Origin of the sequence: Pedobacter sp. N23S346, assembly GCF_048515415.1 — a bacterium.
Lineage (GTDB): Bacteria > Bacteroidota > Bacteroidia > Sphingobacteriales > Sphingobacteriaceae > Pedobacter.
In genome coordinates, this window is record NZ_JBLYEE010000008.1 from 118,795 (window position 1) to 139,684 (window position 20,890).

At 36.6% G+C, this 20,890-nt stretch carries 14 protein-coding genes; 10 read left to right on the top strand and 4 right to left on the bottom strand.

The features are described 5' to 3' along the window. The first annotated feature begins 209 nt into the window (after positions 1-209). The 4 genes from ACN1CD_RS15225 to ACN1CD_RS15240 all read left to right on the top strand — a co-directional run bounded on the left by ACN1CD_RS15225 (position 210) and on the right by ACN1CD_RS15240 (position 4,062). Positions 210-974, top strand: a complete 765-nt coding sequence (locus ACN1CD_RS15225; RefSeq protein WP_419131242.1) for an ABC transporter ATP-binding protein — start codon at positions 210-212, stop codon at positions 972-974. Positions 975-1,138: 164 nt separating this feature from the next. Beyond that, complete coding sequence (locus ACN1CD_RS15230; protein WP_419131243.1) at positions 1,139-2,263, top strand: ABC transporter permease; 1,125 nt, start codon at positions 1,139-1,141, stop codon at positions 2,261-2,263. 110 nt (positions 2,264-2,373) lie between these two features. Continuing rightward, entirely contained in the window at positions 2,374-3,330 is a 957-nt protein-coding gene (locus ACN1CD_RS15235; RefSeq protein ID WP_419131244.1) for a Fic family protein, read from the top strand. Positions 3,331-3,375: 45 nt separating this feature from the next. After that, complete coding sequence (locus ACN1CD_RS15240) at positions 3,376-4,062, top strand: XAC2610-related protein (protein ID WP_419131245.1); 687 nt, start codon at positions 3,376-3,378, stop codon at positions 4,060-4,062. A gap of 4 nt (positions 4,063-4,066) precedes the next feature. Here the strand turns inward: ACN1CD_RS15240 and ACN1CD_RS15245 are convergent, their stop codons facing one another. The 4 genes from ACN1CD_RS15245 to kbl all read right to left on the bottom strand — a co-directional run bounded on the left by ACN1CD_RS15245 (position 4,067) and on the right by kbl (position 7,600). Further along, a complete protein-coding gene (locus ACN1CD_RS15245; RefSeq protein WP_316796725.1) occupies positions 4,067-4,642 on the bottom strand; it encodes a TetR/AcrR family transcriptional regulator in 576 nt (191 codons plus the stop codon). Beyond that, entirely contained in the window at positions 4,642-5,052 is a 411-nt protein-coding gene (locus ACN1CD_RS15250; RefSeq protein ID WP_419131246.1) for a hypothetical protein, read from the bottom strand. The genes ACN1CD_RS15245 and ACN1CD_RS15250 overlap by 1 nt, the downstream gene beginning before the upstream one ends. Then, positions 5,052-6,092, bottom strand: a complete 1,041-nt coding sequence (gene pheS, locus ACN1CD_RS15255; protein ID WP_419131247.1) for a phenylalanine--tRNA ligase subunit alpha — start codon at positions 6,090-6,092, stop codon at positions 5,052-5,054. Before pheS ends, ACN1CD_RS15250 begins: the two co-directional genes overlap by 1 nt. A 320-nt stretch (positions 6,093-6,412) precedes the next feature. Further along, entirely contained in the window at positions 6,413-7,600 is a 1,188-nt protein-coding gene (gene kbl, locus ACN1CD_RS15260) for a glycine C-acetyltransferase (protein ID WP_419131248.1), read from the bottom strand. Positions 7,601-7,848: 248 nt separating this feature from the next. On the opposite strand from kbl, the gene ACN1CD_RS15265 reads away from it, so the two are divergent. The 6 genes from ACN1CD_RS15265 to ACN1CD_RS15290 all read left to right on the top strand — a co-directional run bounded on the left by ACN1CD_RS15265 (position 7,849) and on the right by ACN1CD_RS15290 (position 20,879). After that, positions 7,849-10,296 (top strand): DUF5686 and carboxypeptidase regulatory-like domain-containing protein, encoded by a 2,448-nt coding sequence (locus ACN1CD_RS15265; RefSeq protein WP_419131249.1) that lies wholly within the window; start codon positions 7,849-7,851, stop codon positions 10,294-10,296. Between the two features lie 142 nt (positions 10,297-10,438). Continuing rightward, positions 10,439-12,901 carry a DUF5686 and carboxypeptidase regulatory-like domain-containing protein gene (locus tag ACN1CD_RS15270; RefSeq protein WP_419131250.1) on the top strand — a complete coding sequence of 821 codons (2,463 nt, stop codon included), beginning with the start codon at positions 10,439-10,441 and terminating at the stop codon, positions 12,899-12,901. 143 nt (positions 12,902-13,044) lie between these two features. Then, the gene (locus tag ACN1CD_RS15275; protein WP_419131251.1) at positions 13,045-13,989 is read left to right on the top strand and encodes a rhodanese-related sulfurtransferase; all 945 of its coding nucleotides are present in this window, start codon (positions 13,045-13,047) and stop codon (positions 13,987-13,989) included. 177 nt (positions 13,990-14,166) lie between these two features. Beyond that, a complete protein-coding gene (locus ACN1CD_RS15280; RefSeq protein WP_419131252.1) occupies positions 14,167-14,517 on the top strand; it encodes a four helix bundle protein in 351 nt (116 codons plus the stop codon). A gap of 147 nt (positions 14,518-14,664) precedes the next feature. Beyond that, positions 14,665-17,532 carry a ligand-binding sensor domain-containing protein gene (locus ACN1CD_RS15285; protein WP_419131253.1) on the top strand — a complete coding sequence of 956 codons (2,868 nt, stop codon included), beginning with the start codon at positions 14,665-14,667 and terminating at the stop codon, positions 17,530-17,532. Between the two features lie 335 nt (positions 17,533-17,867). Beyond that, complete coding sequence (locus ACN1CD_RS15290) at positions 17,868-20,879, top strand: SusC/RagA family TonB-linked outer membrane protein (RefSeq protein ID WP_419131254.1); 3,012 nt, start codon at positions 17,868-17,870, stop codon at positions 20,877-20,879. The last annotated feature ends 11 nt before the right edge of the window (positions 20,880-20,890 follow it).

Sequence of the window (20,890 nt, forward strand, 5' to 3'; positions counted from 1 at the left end):
CAGGTCATGTATTATATACTATAAACCTGTATTAAACCTTTAAAAGTTCGGCTTAAGGCTTATGCACCCAGACTTTCAACTGTTAATTTTCAACCTTTAACCAAAAAAATGCGAATCCAAATCGATTCGCATTTTTATTTCAGCGTCATTTTCCTTTTTTTCTGACCAAATTCACTTTTAATTCATTTAAAGCTCCCTATCTTCAACATATGGAAACAAATAAAGCCATTATCAGCGTTAAAAATCTGGTAAAAAAGTATGATGATTTCATTGCCGTTCAGGATTTAAGTTTTGAAGTGTATGAAAATGAAATTTTTGGTCTGTTAGGCCCGAATGGTGCTGGCAAAACCACTACACTGGAAATCATCGAGACCTTAAGAGAAAAAACGTCTGGAGAAATCATTGTAGATGGCCTGTCTGTTGATAAACATCCAAATGCGATTAAACAAATCATTGGCGTGCAATTGCAAGCCGCCGGCTATTATCCTAATTTAAACCTGATTGAGCTGATTGAGCTTTTCGCAGGCTTATATGGTGCTAACATTAAACCAATGGAAATGCTGGAGAAGGTGAACCTTCAGGATAAAGCAAAAGCAAAATACAAAGCGCTTTCTGGGGGACAAAAACAGCGTTTCTCTATTGCTACTACGCTTATTAATCAGCCTAAAATTATTTTTCTGGATGAACCTACAACTGGCTTAGATCCACAAGCAAGGAGAAACTTATGGGATTTAATCATTGAAATCAGAAACGCCGGAACCACTGTAGTCATCACCACGCATTATATGGATGAAGCCGAGCAACTTTGTGATCGTGTTGCTTTTGTAGAGCGGGGAAAAATCATTGCCGTAGATACTCCGGATAACCTCATTGACCAATTGGTAAACAGTGGCTTCGAAAGAAAGAAGGAAGTAAAAAAAGCGAATCTGGAAGATGTATTTATCAGTTTAACGGGAAAAGAGTGGCGGGAGTGACCCCCTAGCCCCCTGAAGGGGGAATGAAAACCCAGGAGGAAATGCAGCCGTAAAACTTAGTATTTCGGTAAGATAAAATAAAGTGGATGCCATATAGCCTCTTGAGGTGAAATTGAAAAACAATAGCGTTTACATAAAATTTAAAAGAATTCAGCACTATATTTATGCAAAAAGACATTAATAATGGAACAGAAAAAGCCCCCTCTAGGGGGTTGGGGGGGTACAGCAACACCAAAGCAACATTAGCACTAGCCAAGGCCAGTTTCCGTTCCATTATGCGAAGCCCATCTGCTGTTGTTTTTACCTTGGCATTCCCGCTGATCTTCATTTTGGTTTTCGGCTTTTTAGGTGGTGGTGGAACACGGATTGATGTTGGGATCACACCTGGATCTGACATAAATAATCCAGTTACAGGGATGCTCGAAAAAACAGGAATGATCCGCTTAGTTAAAGATAAATCTAAAGCCGAGTTTGACAAGTTGTTGGAAAAAGGAAATGTAGATGCAATGGTAGATATTCATAGAAAAGTGAACTCAGCAGCTTATTCCGTTAACGTGGTTTATACCTCAGCATCGAGAGATAAAGGAGGGATTTTAAAATCAGTTTTAAACAACCTATTTTACGATAAAACCCTGAAACCAGCAGTTGCTGAAATTAAAGAAAGTACAGTTACCGGAAGAGAATATAGAACAATTGATTTTATTTTACCTGGTCAGCTGGGTTTTTCTTTATTGAGCACTGGCGTTTTCGGTACAGCTTTCGTTTTTCTTAGCCTACGCCAAACATTAGTGATTAAACGTTTCTTTGCTACCCCTGTAAAACGATCGAGTATTGTGATTGGTGAGGGAATTGCCAGAATAGGTTTCGCACTGATTGGCGCTTTATTTATCATCCTGATCGGACACTTCTTTTTCAGCTTTACACTCGTTCACGGTGTCGTCACGGTAATTAATATGTTGCTCCTGGCCACCATGGGAATTATTGTTTTTATGGGCTTTGGCTTTATTATATCAGGTGTTGCCAAAAGCGAAAGTATGGTCCCTCCTATTTCCAATATTGTCACTTTGCCGCAGTTTTTATTATCGGGAACGTTCTTCTCTATTGAAGCTTTTCCAACATGGCTGCAACCCATCAGCAGGGCCTTACCATTAACTTACTTAAACGATGCGATGCGGAAAGTTGCTTTTGAAGGCATGGGCTTGTGGGATGTGAAATTTCAGATCATGATTTTACTCATCTGGGGAATTGTAATTTATGCAGTAGCGGTGAAGGTTTTTAAATGGGAATAATCTCTTCTTAGATATATTTAAAGCTGCGCTGATGGCTCAGCTTTTTTATTGAGAAAATTAATATCGGTAGGCGTGCTTTTATATCCCATCCGATATTTGTATATTTGGGGATGTGGAATTTTGATTTACAAGATCTTGAAGAACTTCAACCCATGATTAATCGGTTGAACGATAAAAAAGCCAAGCTTGATTCATCAAGACCATTGCCAAATAGCGCACTTCACCGAATTAAAAATGATTTAAGTTTAGAGTGGACTTATAACTCGAATAGTATCGAAGGCAATACCCTCAGTTTGCAAGAAACCCAGATGGTACTTCAGGAAGGAATTACCATTAAAGGAAAATCTTTGAGAGAACATTTCGAGGTATTTAATCATGAAAAAGCAATCGATTATTTATATACCCTGGTAAAAGAAAGCTACCAATTACGCAGTATTGATATTTTATCACTCCATGGTTTAGTATTGAGAAGCATTGAAGATGATTTTGCCGGCCGGATCAGAAACGGAGGCGTACGGATCGTTGGCGCAAATTTCACGCCTCCTAATGCCAATAAGGTTTCTGATTTACTTGATGAATTAATCGATTTTGTTAATAATAATCCTTTGGGCTTAAATGATATGGTGCTCACCACTATTTTCCACCATAAACTGGTTTGGATTCATCCTTTTTTTGATGGCAATGGAAGAACCGTTAGGCTGGCAATGAACTTGCTTTTAATGAGAAGGGGCTTTCCACCTGCCATCATTTTAAAGACAGATCGAAAGAAATATTATGAATCGCTCAATCAAGCCAACAAGGGAAGCTATCATAAATTATGCTTATTAATGTTGCAGGCCATTGAACGCTCGCTAAATATGTACATTAACGCTTTGCCTGGGAATAGTTATGGCGATTATGAACCTATAGCCAGTATTGTTGCTGAACCGGATATTCCTTATGGGCAAGAATATGTGAGCTTACTGGCCAGGCAAGGTAAAATTGATGCGCATAAGGAAGGTAAAGATTGGCTAACTACTAAAACAGCCGTGAAAGCATACATCATCAACAAAAAAAGAATACGTTAACCTTTTTTAACTTTTAACTTGAAGCAAATCAGGTACTTTTGTATAATGAAAAATCTGTTGATTATTTGTGCGGCCTTATTTATTTCTTTCAACGCAACTGCACAATTCAAATTTCTATCCAACAATACCTCTAATGAATACAATGCAAAGCTGTTTGTAGGCGATTGTAATAACGGGCATTGCGAAGGGAAATCCACAATTATGCTTTATGATAAAATCTCTGGAGAAGAAATCCAAACATTTAGTTCTATTGACCTGGATTTTTCTTTAACAGACAAGCAAGATGCACGAATCGGCTGGATAGATCTTGGGAAATACCAGAGTCCGCTGATTTTTGGCGATTTTAACTTTGATGGCCTGGAAGATCTTGCCATTAGAAATGGTAACAATGGTGCCTATGCAAGTCCATCTTATGATGTTTACCTATCCAGCAAAAGCAGAAAATTTGTATTGGATAAAAATTTTACCAAGCTGGCAAGCGAAAATTTAGGCATGTTTGATATTGATCGTAAAAAGAAGCAAATTAGCGTAGAAGAAAAAAGTGGATGCTGCTATCATAAAACAACCAGTTACACCATCGACGCTAAAAAAGGCTTAACAGAAGTAGCGTCTGTAATTGAAGATTCCAGCATCGGAGATGATGTTACGGTGATTACTCAAAAGTTGATTGGCGGTAAAATGCAGAAAACCATCCAAAAGTTTAAAACCAAAGATTATTACGCAGAACAGTAAAAGCTTATAGGGCGGCTTTCACCAAAAACGGCAGAATTTCTTTCTGGAAACTTACAAAATTCTTCCTTACATCAGAATCACTTACCGAAGTAAACGCAAATGAAAATACAATGCTTTTACTTGCCTTAAGCAGGAAAGCCAGGCCTTCTCTTCGGGCTGGGTTATTTTTAAAGTTATCCAGTTCGAGGTATGCAGCCAATAACAAAGCTTCTAACTGATCAGATAAATGCTTTAAAAACTCTTGTGAATTTGCATTTTCACGAACAAAATCCCATCCAATAAATTCATTACAAGCGGTGAAAGAAAGTCTGCTGGTTTTCATCACCAAAGCTTTTAAATGCTCCTCTTCAGAACCATAACTGACTTTGTTATTGATAATTTCATGCAGATTTTGGTCCAGGTAATCCATTAGAATACTATCCAACACCTGTTCTTTGCTTTCGAAATATTTATAAATGGTCGCCTTCGCTATCCGTGCCTTTTTAGCAATTTCGTTAACACTGGTTTTATGATAACCGTATTTTCTAAAAAGTTCTTTGGCAGCTTTTTTTACAGTGTCTTTTATTTTTTCAGCTTCCATTAATTAGTCACATTTAGTAGCACGTTCCCTTGTAAGGAAATGTTGTAAATTTTAAGATTTTTCTCCGCTGGTGCTTTCTGCGGAGTTCCGTCAAGTAAAGAGAATTTAGCTCCCGAACACGGATCAGTAGCTGTTAAGCCACTATCATCTGGTACGATAGCGCATTTATTTTCAGGATTAACGGTACTACAACGATCAAAGGCTATAAAGCTCCCCAAAGGGGTTCTAACAATAATTAATCCGGCCACTCCCTGATTAGGCACTAATAATATTCCGTTTTTAGCCTGCAGACTAAATTGTGTAAGGGTAACATTGTAATTAACAATCACTTCTGGCACATAGTTTTCCTCTTTCCCGCAACCGGAGAGTAAAACTAAAACAAAAAGCAAACGATATAAGTGTCGCGTCATTAAATTAAGGCCGATTTAAATTGTTTTAAGAAACGTACATCGTTTTCAGAAAACAAACGTAAATCCTTAATTTCATATTTTAAGTTAGTAATGCGTTCGATTCCCATACCAAAAGCAAAACCACTGTATTTTTTAGCATCTATACCACAGTTTTCCAAAACATTAGGATCCACCATTCCGCAGCCCAGAATTTCTACCCAACCGCTGTATTTACACAACTGGCAGCCCGCACCTTTACAAATGGTACAGGAAATATCCATTTCTGCAGATGGTTCTGTAAAAGGAAAATAAGATGGGCGGAAACGCACTTTTGTTCCTTCGCCATATAATTCCTGTACGAAATAGAATAAGGTTTGCTTAAGATCTGCGAACGATACATTTTCATCAACATATAATCCTTCTATCTGATGGAAAAAGCAATGCGCTCTTGCAGAAATAGCCTCGTTGCGGTAAACCCTGCCTGGCATAATTGCTCTGAATGGCGGCTGTCCCTGTTCCATCATCCGCACCTGTACCGATGAGGTATGGGTACGCAAGGCGATATCGCCTTTTTCTCCACCTTTTTTAATGAAAAAAGTATCTTGCATATCTCTTGCAGGATGTTCTTCCGGAAAGTTTAAAGCCGAGAAGTTGTGCCAGTCATCTTCAATTTCTGGTCCTTCTGCAACGGTAAAACCAAGCTTAGCAAAAATTTCTACAATTTCACGGCGAACCAGTGCCAATGGGTGGCGGGAACCGATTTCAAAACCTTCTCCAGGCAGTGTTAAATCTTGCTCATTCACCGCAGCTTGAGATTGACTACTTTCAGTAACTTCTTTTAATGTGTTATATTTTGATTCGGCAAGTTGTTTAAACTCATTTAAAACCTTACCCAATGATTTTTTTTCTTCAATAGAAACAGACTTAAATTCGTCGAAAATTTCTTTGATAACTCCCTTACTTCCTAAATATTTGATACGAAACTGCTCTAATTCATCTGCTTTTTCGGTTACGAAAGCATTAATTTTTTCAGTGTATTGTGTGATCTTATCCTGCAACATGGGTTCAAATATACGGCAAAATATGTTAAAAATTTAACCTTAGCTGGTTCAAAAATTCTGTTTACAATATCGCCACAAATGAAAATGAACCCAAAACTAAAAAAAGCCACACGAATTAGGTTTCTAAAATATTATAGAGATAAAAGGAGTTTAAATTTTCATCTATCGGTTCATGTTTCACCAACTGAAAACCCGTGTATTAACGAGATAAAACTTACGTTGGTTAGTGAGACACCAACCACTAGCTTAAGTTAAAGAAAATGAAACTAAAAAAAGCCACACGAAGTGGCTTTCTAAAATATTACAGAGATAGAAGGAGTTTAAATCACGCCTAATTCTTTACCCACTTTCGTAAAGGCAGCAATCGCTTTATCCAGGTGATGTTGTTCGTGTGCCGCAGAAAGCTGAACACGGATTCTGGATTTACCTTGTGGCACAACCGGATAGAAAAAGCCGATCACATAGATGCCTTCTTCGAGCATTTTAGCTGCAAAATTTTGCGCAATCTTTGCATCATATAACATTACCGGAACAATTGGATGGAAACCCGGCTTAATATCAAAACCTGCCTCCGTCATTTTTTCGCGGAAATATTTGGTATTGTGCTCTAATTTATCTCTCAGCGAAGTGGTTTCACTTAACATATCTAAAACAGCAATAGATGCCCCTGCAATAGCTGGAGCCAATGTATTCGAAAACAAATAAGGACGGGAACGTTGACGCAACATATCGATAATTTCCTTTTTACCTGATGTGAAACCTCCTGATGCACCACCCAGCGCCTTGCCTAAAGTTCCGGTAATGATATCAATCCGATCCATTACATTAAAATGCTCATGCGTTCCACGCCCGGTTTTCCCAATAAAACCAGAACAGTGTGATTCATCAATCATAATCAATGCCTCATATTTATCTGCCAAATCTGCTATTTTATCCAACGGTGCTACTGATCCATCCATTGAAAACGCACCATCAGTTACGATAATTCTATGGCGAGAATCTTTCGCAGCAATAAGCTGTTTTTCTAAATCTTCCATATCCGCATTTTTATAACGGAAACGTTGTGCTTTACACAAACGAACACCATCTATAATAGAAGCGTGGTTTAATTCATCTGATATAATTGCATCTTCGGCATTAAACAATGGCTCAAAAACACCACCATTAGCATCAAATGCGGCCGCGTATAAAATGGTATCTTCTGTACCTAGAAATTCGGATATTTTAGCTTCCAATTCTTTGTGAACATCTTGTGTACCACAAATAAACCGAACTGAAGACATGCCATAACCATAGTCATCAATTGCTTTTTTTGCCGCCTCAATCACCTTTGGATGAGAGGAAAGGCCTAAATAATTGTTTGCACAAAAGTTGATTACCTCTGCGCCGCCGCTTACCTTAATATCAGCACCCTGAGGCGTAATAATAATGCGTTCGCGTTTAAACAATCCAGCATTTTCAATTTCTTCAAGCTCTTTTTGTAGAACAGGTTGTAATGTTTTGTACATGGCTATTTTAATGGTTGATTATGGCTTCAAAGTTATAAAAAAAACAATGTTCAGCCTTAAATTACAACTGAAATAGTATTGGGCAATAAACAAACGTTTTGCAGGCTATTTGCTACCATATTATGTATGGCAATTTAGAGAGGAGAGATAACGTTCAAGAAATTTTCATCATCTTAACAAACTTTAACAGTGAAAATCTGTATAGTCTTAAAACTTATTCGATATTTATAAATTACTAATTATTTACCATGATCAAATTTTGCGCACTCCTCCTGTTTTGCAGTTTGGCTAATTTTGCATTTGCCCAGCAACATACCATTTCTGGCACAATTAGAGATTCGGGTGGGCAACCGGTGCCTTTTGCATCTGTTTATTTAAAAAACACCACTACGGGTACATCTGCCAACATTGAGGGCAAATACAACATTAAACTAAATACTGGCCAATATACATTAAGTTTTAGGGCAGTTGGTTATAAACAACAGGAGCATATTGTTAATTCTACTGGAGACATTACCTTAGATGTAAAGCTAACTTCAGAAAGCTATACCCTTGATAATGTAACCATTAGGGCTAATGCTGAAGATCCAGCTTATGCAATCATCAGGCAGGCAATTAAAAAAAGAAAAGAACACCTGGAAGAAGTTAAGGAGTTTGCTTCTGATGTATATATAAAAGGTGTTCAGCAGCTAAAGGGTGCCCCTAAAAAATTTATGGGTAGAGACATCAAAAAAGTGATGGAGCTAGACACCAATAGAAAAGGGATTATATACCTTTCAGAATCGCAGAGTAAATTTAATTTCCGCCGTCCAAATGATGTACATGAAGAAATGATTTCCTCCAAAATTGCTGGTAGAAACAATGCGTTCAGCTTCAATAAAGCTTCAGATTTAATGATCAACTTTTATGACAATTACCTCCTGGAAAATAAACTTAGTGCAAGAGGTTTTATATCGCCGATTGCCGATAATGCCTTATTTTACTATAAATATAAGTTGTTAGGCGAATCAAAAGAAAATGGCGTGCTCGTTCACAAAATACAAGTTATTCCACGACGTGAAAATGATCCAGTATTTAGAGGGATTATTTATATTATGGATGAAAACTGGAGAATTTACAATACCGATCTCTTTCTGACTAAAAAGGCTGGCATTAACTTTATTGACACCCTAAACATTAACCAGCAATTTACGAAGGTGGAAGACGTTTATATGCCTACCAGCGTTAACTTTCAATTCAACGGAGACATTTTAAAATTTAAATTCGCAGGTTATTTTATCGGGGTGTATAGTAATTATAATCTCCATCCAAAATTCCCAAAAAACTTTTTTAATGGCGAAATCCTGAAGGTTACCCAAATGGTGAACAAAAAAGATTCTATTTACTGGAGCAACAATCGCCCTATTCCCTTAACTCCCGATGAGAAACTGAACTATATCAAAAAAGATAGCATTGCAAAGCTTAAAGAATCTAAGAAGTATTTAGACTCACTAGAAAAAGATAACAATAAATTTGGTATTGGCAAACTATTACTGCGGGGCGTTCGCATTAACGATCGTTATGATAAGGAATATTATTCGTTCGATCCGGTACTGCGGGCTATTTTTTATAATACGGTTGAAGGCCTAACTATTAAATACGGTGTTACTTACCGGAAAGATTTTGAAAATAATGTTTCTTATACCATCAGGCCAGAGGTTAGATATGGCTTTGCCAACCAGAAATTAACAGCAAGTTTAACCGGGAATTACTTTTACAATCCGCTAAAGCGAGCCAGCATTGGTGGCTCATTTGGTAATGGAATTTTCGACATGAATAACCTGGGTTCGATGACAACGATTGGAAATATGGTCAACTCGTTATTGTATGAAAAGAACTTTCCGAAATTTTACGAGAAAAGCTTTGTTAATATTAATACCAGCAGAGAAGTGGCTTCGGGTTTACAGGCCAGTTTAGCAGTTGATTATAACAGAAATCATTACCTCACTAACAATACCGATTTTAAGTTTTTCGATAATAAAGAAAGGGAATTTACCTCTAACAATCCATTTAGTCCAACTGTAGAAACGCCATTATTTCCAACCTATACCTCGGTAAGTGCGACAGCAAGTTTAACTTATACCATCGGCCAGCAATATATCACCCGGCCAGATGGGAAATTTTACACGGAATCGAAGTATCCAAAGATTACGGTGTTATATAAAAAAGGATTAAATGGCATACTGGGCAGCGATGTAGATTACGACTTCTTAAAAGTTGAAGCTACTCAAGAACGAATTAGCATGGGCTTATGGGGTTATACTTCATTTTTGGCAGGAGCAGGTATGTTTTTAAATAACAAGGAAATGTACTTCCCGGATTTTAAGCATTTCTCGGGTAACATTTCAACCATTTTCCCTCCTAATATCAGAAAATTCCAATTCCTCGATTTCTATCAGTTCAGTACAAATAAAGAGTATTTTGAAGCCCACCTGGAACACAATTTTGCAGGCTTCTTCACGAATAAAATACCGTTACTAAGGAAATTAAAGTTACAGGAATTTGTTGGTGGAAACTACCTTACTCAGCCTGATAAGAAAAATTACAAAGAGTTTTATTTTGGCCTGGAACGTTTGATTTTAAGAGCGAGCTATGGCTTTTCTTATGATGGAAACAAAAAAATAAATCAGGGTTTTAGAATAAGTTATGGTTTTTAAACGTTATTAATCCGTTTGTAAAGATAATCCCACAACGCACCAATATTTGGTTGTAAAGTTTAAGTCAAGTAATGATTAAATTAAAAATTTTATTTAAAGTAATATTCTTCCTATATTTCATGACGAAGATTTGACATACGGGATGAAATTATTTTTGAAGCTATTTCTGGTAGCTTTTTTAGGGGGATTTACTGCGCAGGCGCAACAATTATTAACGTTAACAGGTAAGGTTACAGATGGCAAAGGTAATCCTGTTCCTTTTGTTACCATTTATGTTAACACCACAACAAGGGGCACCTCATCTAATATAGAGGGGAATTATAAATTAAATCTTCCGGTAGGTAAAATAGATTTACTTTTTACTGCGATTGGCTTTGAAGCTAAACTTTTAAGCATCAATTTATTTGAAAATAAATCACTGAATATCGAACTGGTATCCAAGGTATTTACTTTAAATGATGTAGAAATTGGTCGAAATAACGAACCAGAAAATACTGCTGATGAAATCATCAAAAAAACCATCAAAAATAGAGAAATCTATCTGAATGAAGTGGAGGCCTTTACCTGCGATGTTTATACCAAAGGCATGCAAAAATTACTGTCTTCACCAAAGAAATTTTTTGGGCGTGATGTAATTAAAATTTTGGACCTGAACAATCAAGGCAAAGGGATTATTTACCTATCAGAAACGGTATCAAAACTCGATTTTCAAAAGGAAAATAAGATAAAGGAGGTGATGGTTTCTTCTAAAGTTGCAGGAAACGACAACGGGTTTAGTTTTAATAAGGCATCGGATTTAACCATTAACTTCTACAAGAACGTAGTATTAGAAGACAAACTGAATGTGAGGGGTTTCATCTCACCCATTTCTGATCATGCTTTTTCTTATTACCGGTTTAAACTACTTGGCACCAATCAGGATGAAAACGGGCAAACCATTAGTAAAATAGAAGTTAAACCAAAAAGGATTAACGACCCGGTATTTACTGGTGAAATCTACATCATAAACGGTAGTTGGCGGTTAAACTCTGTAAATTTATTTCTGACTAAAAAATCGGGAATTGAGTTTATAGATACTTTAAACATTAAGCAACAGCTTGTTTTAATCAACAACATAACCGTTCCATCGTCAGTACAATTTGATATAAAGGGTAAGGTTCTAGGGTTTAAGTTTTCTGGCTATGCAGTAGGTGTATATAAGAATTATAATGTTGAACCTGCTTTTAACAAACATTTTTTCAGCAACGAAATTCTACGTATAAATCCTTCATCCAATAAAAAAGATTCTTTGTACTGGATAAAATCCCGACCTGTACCCCTTACCCTGGAGGAAAGTGAAAACTACATCAAAAAGGATAGCGTAAGCAGGTTAAAATCATCCAAAAAATATCTGGACTCGGTAGATCGTGTTAAAAATAAGTTTAACCTTAAGCAAATACTGATTACTCCTTATGTATATTACCACAGTTATAATAAGAAAAGTATTACCTACGATCCACTATTTAAAAGTATATTTTACAATACTATAGAAGGGGTAGCCTTAAAATATGCTGTTTCCTTAAGGCAGGGGTTTGACGATGGTCGCTATTATTCGATAAGGCCAGAGGTTCGATATGGCTTTAGTAACAAGCATTTAAATGGCAACATCCAGGCTAAATATTTTTACGATCCTATTAAGAATGGAATGATCAGTGTTGGTTTTGGAACCGAGGTGGCTAACTTAAATTCACTTAAACAAACCAATCTTTTCCGTAACAGTATTAATGCAGTAATATTTGGAAGAAACTTCTCTAAATTTTACGAAAGGCGTTTTTTAAACATCCAGGCTAGCAGAGAATTTGCACCGAGTTTTGAGCTTAAGGTTACCGCAGATTATGCAGAACGTGAGGCATTATTAAATTCGAGTTATCGTTCGCTTAGTAAAATAAATGATTTTACCGCTAATGATCCCTTCAACCCTACAGATAATGAAAGTCTTCTTTTCCCGAAACATACTGGTTTTATATTAAGCGGAACACTCTCTTATACCATTGCGCAAAAATACATTACCCGGCCTGATGGAAAGTTTTACATTGAAAGCAAATACCCCCGATTAGAAGTCACGTATAGAAAAGGGATTCCGAATTTCTTTAATTCTGATGTGAATTATGATTTTCTATCTGCCGAAATTTTTCAGAAAGATGTGCATTTTTTATTGCTTGGAAAGTCTTCACTACTTATCGGGGCCGGAAAATTCTTAAATGCAAAACAACTTTATTATCCAGACTGGAAACATTTCAGGGCAAACCGTTCATTAATCTTTGATTCAGATGTTCGAAATTTCCACTTTTTAGATTTTTATCTTTTCAGCACAACCAAGCAATATTTCGAAGCACATTATCAACATAACTTTGGTTCCTTCTTTATCAGTAAAATACCGCTGTTGCGAAGATTAAAAATTGAGGAAATTATTGGCGGCGCCTACCTTACCTCGCCGGAAAAAAGAAATTATAGCGAATTTTTCTTTGGTTTTAAAAGATTAAACCTCAGAATTGATTATGGCTATGCTTTCGATTCTAACAGAAGAATAGAACAGGGTTTTAAATTATCTTACGGTTTTAACTAAGTTGGTAAACCAGGCGACCTTAAGTTCAGGTGCCAAATACAATCTGGAGATCGTATAATTGTTTCAGACGAGTTTTAATCTCCCGGATTATTCCTTATCTTTGCCACGCTTTAAACGCCGTTTGCAACGGTATCAACAGCATTATGAATAGATATCAAACCATACTTTACTATTGCTATAGTTACATAGCAGATGCAGAGCAATTTGCTGCAGATCACCTTAAATTTTGTAAATCTTTAGATTTAGTTGGCCGTATTATCGTTGCAGATGAAGGTCTAAATGGCACCGTCTCAGGCACGCCAGAATCTTGTGAGGCTTACATGAAAGCCATCCATGCTGATTCGCGTTTTGCGAAGACAGAATTTAAAATAGATGATGTGGAAGAACCATCTTTTTTAAAGATGCATTGTCGCTATAAATCCGAAATTGTTCACTCCGGTTTAAGAGATACATCGATTATCAACCCTAATGAAAAAACGGGAAAACATTTAGAACCTGCAGATTTCATGGCCATGAAGGATGATGAAGATGTAGTTATTCTAGATGTTCGTTCTAACTATGAGCACAATCTGGGTAAATTCAAAAATGCCATTACTTTAGATATTGAAAATTTCCGAGATTTTCCGGAGCAGATTAATCAGCTTGCTCAATATAAAGACAAAAAGATTTTAACTTACTGCACTGGCGGCATCAAATGTGAAAAGGCTTCTGCCCTTCTTTTACACCATGGTTTTAATGATGTTTACCAGTTACATGGTGGAATTATAAAATACGGAAAGGAAGCCGGAGGGAAAGATTTTGAAGGGAAATGTTATGTTTTTGATAACCGGATCGCAGTAGATGTTAACCAGATAAACCCAACCATTGTTTCAGTGTGCTACAATTGTGGCAAAACTACCCCAAAAATGATTAATTGTGCCAACCCGGAGTGCAATGAGCACATTACACAGTGTGATGATTGTGGCGAAGAATTACAAGGTTGCTGCTCAACCGCCTGCACTACAAATCCACGGAAAAGACCATATGATGGAACAGGGTATTATGTAAAGGTTCCTCAGCCAGTAGCGAAGAAATTGGAAACGATATGATAAAGTTAATGGTCAATTGTTAAAGGTCCATAGCTTAGTTGGAAATCCATAATTGATTGTTAATTAGGATAAATGCTATCAATAAAACATGAAAAAGCATACTTTGTAGCATTTTATTTTTAGCTTTAGGTATGGACTACAACCATCAATTGATTATAACCATTTCCAAAAAACGCTATGGCTTTTAAATTTGAAGAACTAAAGGTTTGGCAGATTTCTTTAAGACTAAGTAATGAAATAGATAATATTGCAAAGAGTTTCCCTAAAATAGAACTTTTCAGCTTATCTAATCAAATTAAAAAAGCCGCAGACTCAGTTAACCTAAATATAGCAGAAGGTTGTATGGGGCAATCAAAAGCTGAATTTTCAAGATTTTTAACCTATTCGGTTCGATCTGGACTAGATGTTGTAAGTTGTTTATTTATGGCTTCATCAAAGAATTACATCTCAGAAGCTGAATTTAAAAGACTTTATATTGAATATGAACAACTTTGCAAAATGATATCCAAGCTGAAGAGTTCATTATAATTTTTAAATTATTTAATTTGCATTATGGGCTAATAGCTATCAACCATGGACCATTAACCAATTAGTTCAATAATAAGTCATCAACTAACAAGCATCCAAAATATTTCTTTTACTTTGTAGAGCGATGGCTTAATTACATTCCATTATATGTTTAGCGTTTTACGTCTGTTTTTATTATTCTTTCTTTTATCACACTATACTTTTGCATCCGATATAAAGAGTATCGGTGTTCCTTATATAGAAAATTATTCAAAATCTGTATACGGTGCTGGTAATCAAAACTGGAGCATCGCTAAAGATCAGCAGGGCGTAATGTACTATGGCAATGCCGAAGGCTTACTTACTTTTGATGGGAAATATTGGCAAAAATATAAAATGCCGAACGGACAAATTGTTAGATCCGTTGCTACAGATAACAAAGGTAAAATTTACACCGGGTGCTTCGGTGAATTTGGTTACTGGGCAATTAAAAATAATAAACTAACCTATCATTCGCTTACTTCATTATTGCCTAAAGGCTCGAAAATCACTGATGAAGTTTGGAAAATTTATGTCGATCGTGATCGTGTAATATTTCAAACATTTTCGAAAATATTTGTTTATCAAAATAATAAGATTTCAATTGTTTCATCGTCAAAATCGTTACTTTTTATCCATAAGATAAATAACAGGTTTTTCGTAGAAATTTTAGAAAACGGCTTACACGAACTGGTCGGGAATAAATTGGTTTATCTGCCACAGAGTGATCAACTTGGCAAACAAGGAATTCTATCCATCCTCCCCTACAAAAATGGAGGCTTCTTGATTGGCACCAGCAAAAATGGCCTGTTTACCTATGATGGAAAAACATTCAAGCCATTCATAACTCCTGCAAATGGCTTTTTAAAAACTTATCAACTCAATAATGGCGTTCAGCTGCTTGGAAAGTATTACGCTTTCGGAACCATCCTGAATGGCTTAATTATTATTGATGAAAATGGGAACATTGTACAGCAGATCAATAAATCCAGCGGACTTCAAAATAACACGGTATTAAGTTTATATGCTGATGATGAGCAAAATCTGTGGGCAGGTTTAGATAATGGAATCGATCGGATTGAGTTAAATTCACCCCTGTATTTCTATTTTGATAAGACCGGGCAGTTCGGAACCGTCTACTCAAGTATCATTTTTAACAATAAAATATACCTTGGCACTAATCAGGGTTTGTTTTATAGCGACTGGTCGCCAAATACTGCACTTAACTTTAATTTCAAACTTATTCCAGGTTCGCAGGGGCAGGTATGGGAATTAAACATCGTTGATACCGAATTGATTTGCGGTCACAATAGTGGTACGTTTAAGGTTTTAGGCGATAAGATTGAATGGATCTCCAGAACCAGTGGTGGCTGGACCATTAAAAAATTAAACGCTAATCCAAATTACCTGATTCAGGGAACTTACGTTGGCTTATCACTTTATCAGAAAATTCCAGGATCAGGTTTGAAATTTGTTACTCAGATTTCAGGTTTCAATGCGCCCTCCAGGTTTATTGAGCAAGATAATAAAGGAGATATCTGGGTTGGACATGCTTATAAAGGCCTTTATAAGGTAACTTTAAATCCAGATTACACCAAAGTAATCAGCACCAAGTATTTTGATGAGCGAAATGGTTTGCCAGGCAACTACAATATCAATATCTTCAATTTAGAAAACCGGATTGTCTTTTCCTCAGATAAGGGATTCTACACTTATGATGAGCTGAGCAACAAATTCACCAGTTACGAGGTATTGAACAAAAAGCTGGGGTCTTTCGCCACTTCAAATAATATTATTAAAGCAGGTGAGAAAAAATATTGGTTCATTAATCATGGGAAAACATCGTTAGTGAATTTCTCAGCGCCGGGTAAAATTGAAATAGACTCCAATCAATTCAGTTTGCTCGATGGAAGAATGGTTCAATATTATGAAAACATCAATAAGATCAGCAATTCCATTTATTTAATCAGTGTAGATGATGGATTCGTGATTTATAATACTCAACAGAATCAATCTTTACCAAGTAAATTGCCATCTGTATTAGTTAGGCGGATAGATGATATTACCGATAAATACTATACGCTTAGTGAGACTGGAAGTAATATAGAACTACCGTATACAAGAAATAATATCCGGATTTCTTTCGCACTGCCCTATTACAGGCAGGCCAAAGTTAAGTATCAGTATTTTTTAGAGGGTTACTCCAAAGATTGGTCAGACTGGAGTGAGGCCGCAGAAAAAGATTTCACCAATCTAGCTAGTGGAAGCTATAAATTTAAGCTTAGGGCTAAGCTTAATGATTCGTCGGTCACTAATGTAACAATCTTTAAGTTTACCATTCTTCGTCCCTGGTATTTTAATAATTGGTCTTTACTTATTTATTCTATTCTTTTCGCTGTGGTTTTGATCATGGGCAAGAAAATTTATGAGCGGAAACTTAAAAGAGACAGTCAAAAAATAAGTGACCGCTTAAAAGCCGAACAGGACGAAATTTTAAGACAAGAGGCTGAGGCGAACGAGAAACAGATTATCAAACTCCAAACAGAGAAATTACAAGCTGAACTGGCTTCAAAAAACAGAGAGTTAGCCAACTCTGCTATGACTTTAGTTTATAAAAATGAATTGCTGCAAAAGTTAAGTGATGAAATCACGAAACTTAAAGATGAGAACGGCAAAAAGCTTTCGGATGATCAAACTCGAAAAATTCAGAAAGTAATTAACGACGGCATGAATGATGAGCGAGACTGGCATTTATTTGAGAACAGTTTTAATGAAGCGCACGAAAGTTTCTTCAAAAAACTAAAAGCACAGCATCCAGATTTAGTGCCGAACGATTTGAAACTTTGTGCCTACCTGAGAATGAATATGAGTAGTAAAGAGATGTCATCTTTACTGAACATTAGCTTGAGAGGAGTAGAAATACGCCGATATAGATTACGTAAGAAACTAGAGGTTCCACATGATAAAAACCTGACCGAATTCTTAATGGAATTGTAAATCAGGCTTTACAAAAACCACCGGGAACGATTGCACGAAATGGCCATTTCTGTTAAAAAGCACTACACATCCTCTTATCCGACTACATCATTACCTCTCATAGGCAAAAATTACACCCCACAAAAACCTTCGTGTACTTTTCACACTTAGCTTAATGTTAAAATAATGTTAAAAAGCTAAAAACTGTGTTTTTGGTCTGAAATCGCATTTGGTTCTTAACTTTTGTAAAGCAATCAGGTTCTCATGATGTAATGATGTTGAGGTGAATTCACTTGCACAAGCGAATAAACAACCTCACATTTATCATAACAATTAAACTAAATATTAATAAAAGCATGAAAAGAATTTTTACAAGAATTTCTGTTCTCGCTGCATTTTGCTTGCTAACCATTAACGTAGCATTTGCGCAAAACATTACCGTAAAAGGTAAGGTAACTGATGGAGGTGATAAAACATCTCTACCTGGCGTAACCATTACAATTAAAGGGGCACAAGGCGGAACGCAGACCGATCCGGATGGAAATTACTCGATCAGCGCACCTGCTGATGCGACTTTGGTATTCAACTTTATTGGATACGCTGCTCAAGAGCAGCCAATCGCAAACCGCACCACAATTAATGTAGCCTTAGCTTCATCTACACAACAACTCGAGCAGGTTGTGGTAGTGGGTTATGGTACACAAAGAAAAATTGATGTTACAGGATCTGTAGCCAACCTTAAAGGAGAAGATATTTCAAAACAAATTTCAACCAACCCGGTTGGTGCACTGCAAGGTAAAGTAGCAGGTGTTTCGATTACAAATACGGGTACACCTGGTGGATCGCCCCAAATCACCATTAGAGGTAGCGGAACTATTTATGGAAAAGCAGGCCCGTTATATGTTGTTGATGGTGTTTGGTACGATGATATTAACTTTTTAAATCCTGCTGATATTGCGAGCATCAGTATCCTTAAAGATGCTTCAAGTCAATCTATTTATGGTATCAGAGCAGCTAATGGTGTGGTTTTAGTTACCACAAACAAAGGCAAAAGAGGCGATGCCGTAATTAACTACAATGGTACAGTAGGTATTCAGAAAGTAACCAACATGGTTGAGATGGCCAATGCATCAGAATATGCAACAGCGGTAAATGAGGCCTATGCACTTCAAAATCCTCCTGTAGCACCATTGTTTGCAAATACCAATTTAGGCGAAGGTACTAATTGGTATGATGTAGCACTTAGAGAGGCATTGATTACTAACCATCAACTTTCTATTAGCGGCGGTACTGAAAAATCTACTTACAATTTATCTTTAGGTTATTTGAATCAGGATGGTATTGTGAAGAATAATAATTATACAAGATACACAGCTCGCTTATCAAATGACTTTCAGGTTTTTGAACCATTAAAAATTGGCTATAATGTTACAGCAACTTCAAGCAAATCAAAAGATCCGGCTAACGGAATTTTCAGGGCTTTATATGCTGCATCTCCTGTAGTACCAGTATTTAACGCAGATGGCAGTTATGGGGATCCGAATGCTTTTAATCTAGGTAACGGAAGTAATATGAATCCTCAGGCTACTCTGGATTTCTTCAACCAGCAAACCACAAATTATAAAATTACTGGAAATGTATTTGCAGAATTAAAATTCTTGAAAAACTTCACTTTCAGAACCAGTTTAGGTGGTGATTTCGGTCAGCAAGAAGTGAGAGGATATATTCCTGTTTACAAAGCCAGTAATACCCAACAGAATACCAACAGTAAGTTAGACATTGATCGCGTTGAAAACAGAAACTGGATCATTGAAAACACATTAACTTACGATAAAAAGTGGGCAGATCATAGTTTAACGCTATTAGTTGGACAAACTGCTCAACGGAACAAAATGTACACACTAAGGGCTGATGCATTAAATGTTCCTTTTACTTCAAATAGTGATTTATATCTGGCACTTGGCGATGCGGCAACCAGAAACATTATTGATGAAGGCGAATTATCTACATTCTCCTCATACTTTGCCAGAGCAAACTATAGTTATAAGAACAGATATCTCTTAAATGCTTCGGTTAGAAGAGATGGAGCATCTCAATTCTTTGGTTCGGACAATGTTTGGGGTAATTTCCCATCTATTGGAGCTGGCTGGGTAATCAGCAACGAAGATTTCATGAAAAATCAAAAAATCTTCAGCAATTTAAAGTTAAGAGGTAGCTGGGGTAAAGTAGGTAATGCTGGCGTTCCATTTAATCCATCTACTCAAACTGTAGATCAGACAGCTGCTTTGATCGCGTTCTTCGGCGGAATCCCGTATACAGGTGCAAGTATCAGATCATTGGTTCCACCAACATTATTCTGGGAGAGAAGTGCCGGTACTGACGTTGGTTTAGAAATGGGCTTCTTTAAAAATAAACTATCAGTTGAGTTAGATTATTACACTAGAAAAACTGAACAGGCCATTTTTGATATTCCAGTATTAGGAAGTTTAGGAACCGTTAACAGTTCAATTATTGCAAACCAGGCAGATATTCAAAACCGTGGATTTGAGTTTTCAGCAACATGGGCCGACAAAGCCGATAACGGATTTAGTTATTCCATCAGTGGTAATGTAGGTATTAACAATAATAAAGTACTTAACGTAACCTCTGGAGCAAATCCTATTTATAAAGGTGGTGCAGGTTTGACCAGTGGATACCTTTCTACGAGAACCGTTAACAATCGTCCAATTGGTGAGTTTTACGGTTACCAGGTAGAAGGCATTTTCCAAACTGCGGCTGAGGCAGCAGCTTGGCCAGGCTTTAAAGCAGGTGATTTTAAATATGCAGATGTGAATGGTGATGGTGTTATTGATTTAAAAGACAGAGTGGTATTAGGAAATCCAAATCCTAAATTTACTTACGGCTTAAACACAAATTTCGCTTACAAAAACTTCGATCTTACTTTAGATATTCAAGGTGTTGCAGATGTTGATGTTTATAATGCTAATTTGAGCAGTCGTTTTGGTAATGAAAACTTCACAAAAGACTTTATCAACAACCGTTGGACTGGCGCAGGAACATCCAATACTTATCCTTCTGCTGACTTAGCTGGAGGTTTAAATAATGCTCCTAATTCATTCTACGTAGAAAAAGGTGACTATATCAGATTAAGAAATATTCAGTTAGGATATACGCTTCCTCAGGCCATCAGTAGTAAAATGAAAATGCAACGTTTAAGAGTATTCTTAAATGCGCAAAATGCAGTTAATATTTTTGGTTACAAAGGTTTCAGTCCTGAAGTTGGTGGTACACCAACAAATGCAGGTATAGACACCAACGTTTATCCATTATTTGCAACTTACAATTTCGGAGTTAACGTAACTTTCTAATCGAGATCAAA

What these genes read in the sequence shown, in the direction of transcription:
- ACN1CD_RS15225 (WP_419131242.1), top strand. Translation starts at nt 210, where the DNA reads ATGGAAACAAATAAAGCCATTATCAGCGTTAAAAATCTGGTAAAAAAG.
- ACN1CD_RS15230 (WP_419131243.1), top strand. Translation starts at nt 1,139, where the DNA reads ATGCAAAAAGACATTAATAATGGAACAGAAAAAGCCCCCTCTAGGGGG.
- ACN1CD_RS15235 (WP_419131244.1), top strand. Translation starts at nt 2,374, where the DNA reads ATGTGGAATTTTGATTTACAAGATCTTGAAGAACTTCAACCCATGATT.
- ACN1CD_RS15240 (WP_419131245.1), top strand. Translation starts at nt 3,376, where the DNA reads ATGAAAAATCTGTTGATTATTTGTGCGGCCTTATTTATTTCTTTCAAC.
- ACN1CD_RS15245 (WP_316796725.1), bottom strand. Translation starts at nt 4,642, where the DNA reads ATGGAAGCTGAAAAAATAAAAGACACTGTAAAAAAAGCTGCCAAAGAA.
- ACN1CD_RS15250 (WP_419131246.1), bottom strand. Translation starts at nt 5,052, where the DNA reads ATGACGCGACACTTATATCGTTTGCTTTTTGTTTTAGTTTTACTCTCC.
- pheS (WP_419131247.1), bottom strand. Translation starts at nt 6,092, where the DNA reads ATGTTGCAGGATAAGATCACACAATACACTGAAAAAATTAATGCTTTC.
- kbl (WP_419131248.1), bottom strand. Translation starts at nt 7,600, where the DNA reads ATGTACAAAACATTACAACCTGTTCTACAAAAAGAGCTTGAAGAAATT.
- ACN1CD_RS15265 (WP_419131249.1), top strand. Translation starts at nt 7,849, where the DNA reads ATGATCAAATTTTGCGCACTCCTCCTGTTTTGCAGTTTGGCTAATTTT.
- ACN1CD_RS15270 (WP_419131250.1), top strand. Translation starts at nt 10,439, where the DNA reads ATGAAATTATTTTTGAAGCTATTTCTGGTAGCTTTTTTAGGGGGATTT.
- ACN1CD_RS15275 (WP_419131251.1), top strand. Translation starts at nt 13,045, where the DNA reads ATGAATAGATATCAAACCATACTTTACTATTGCTATAGTTACATAGCA.
- ACN1CD_RS15280 (WP_419131252.1), top strand. Translation starts at nt 14,167, where the DNA reads ATGGCTTTTAAATTTGAAGAACTAAAGGTTTGGCAGATTTCTTTAAGA.
- ACN1CD_RS15285 (WP_419131253.1), top strand. Translation starts at nt 14,665, where the DNA reads ATGTTTAGCGTTTTACGTCTGTTTTTATTATTCTTTCTTTTATCACAC.
- ACN1CD_RS15290 (WP_419131254.1), top strand. Translation starts at nt 17,868, where the DNA reads ATGAAAAGAATTTTTACAAGAATTTCTGTTCTCGCTGCATTTTGCTTG.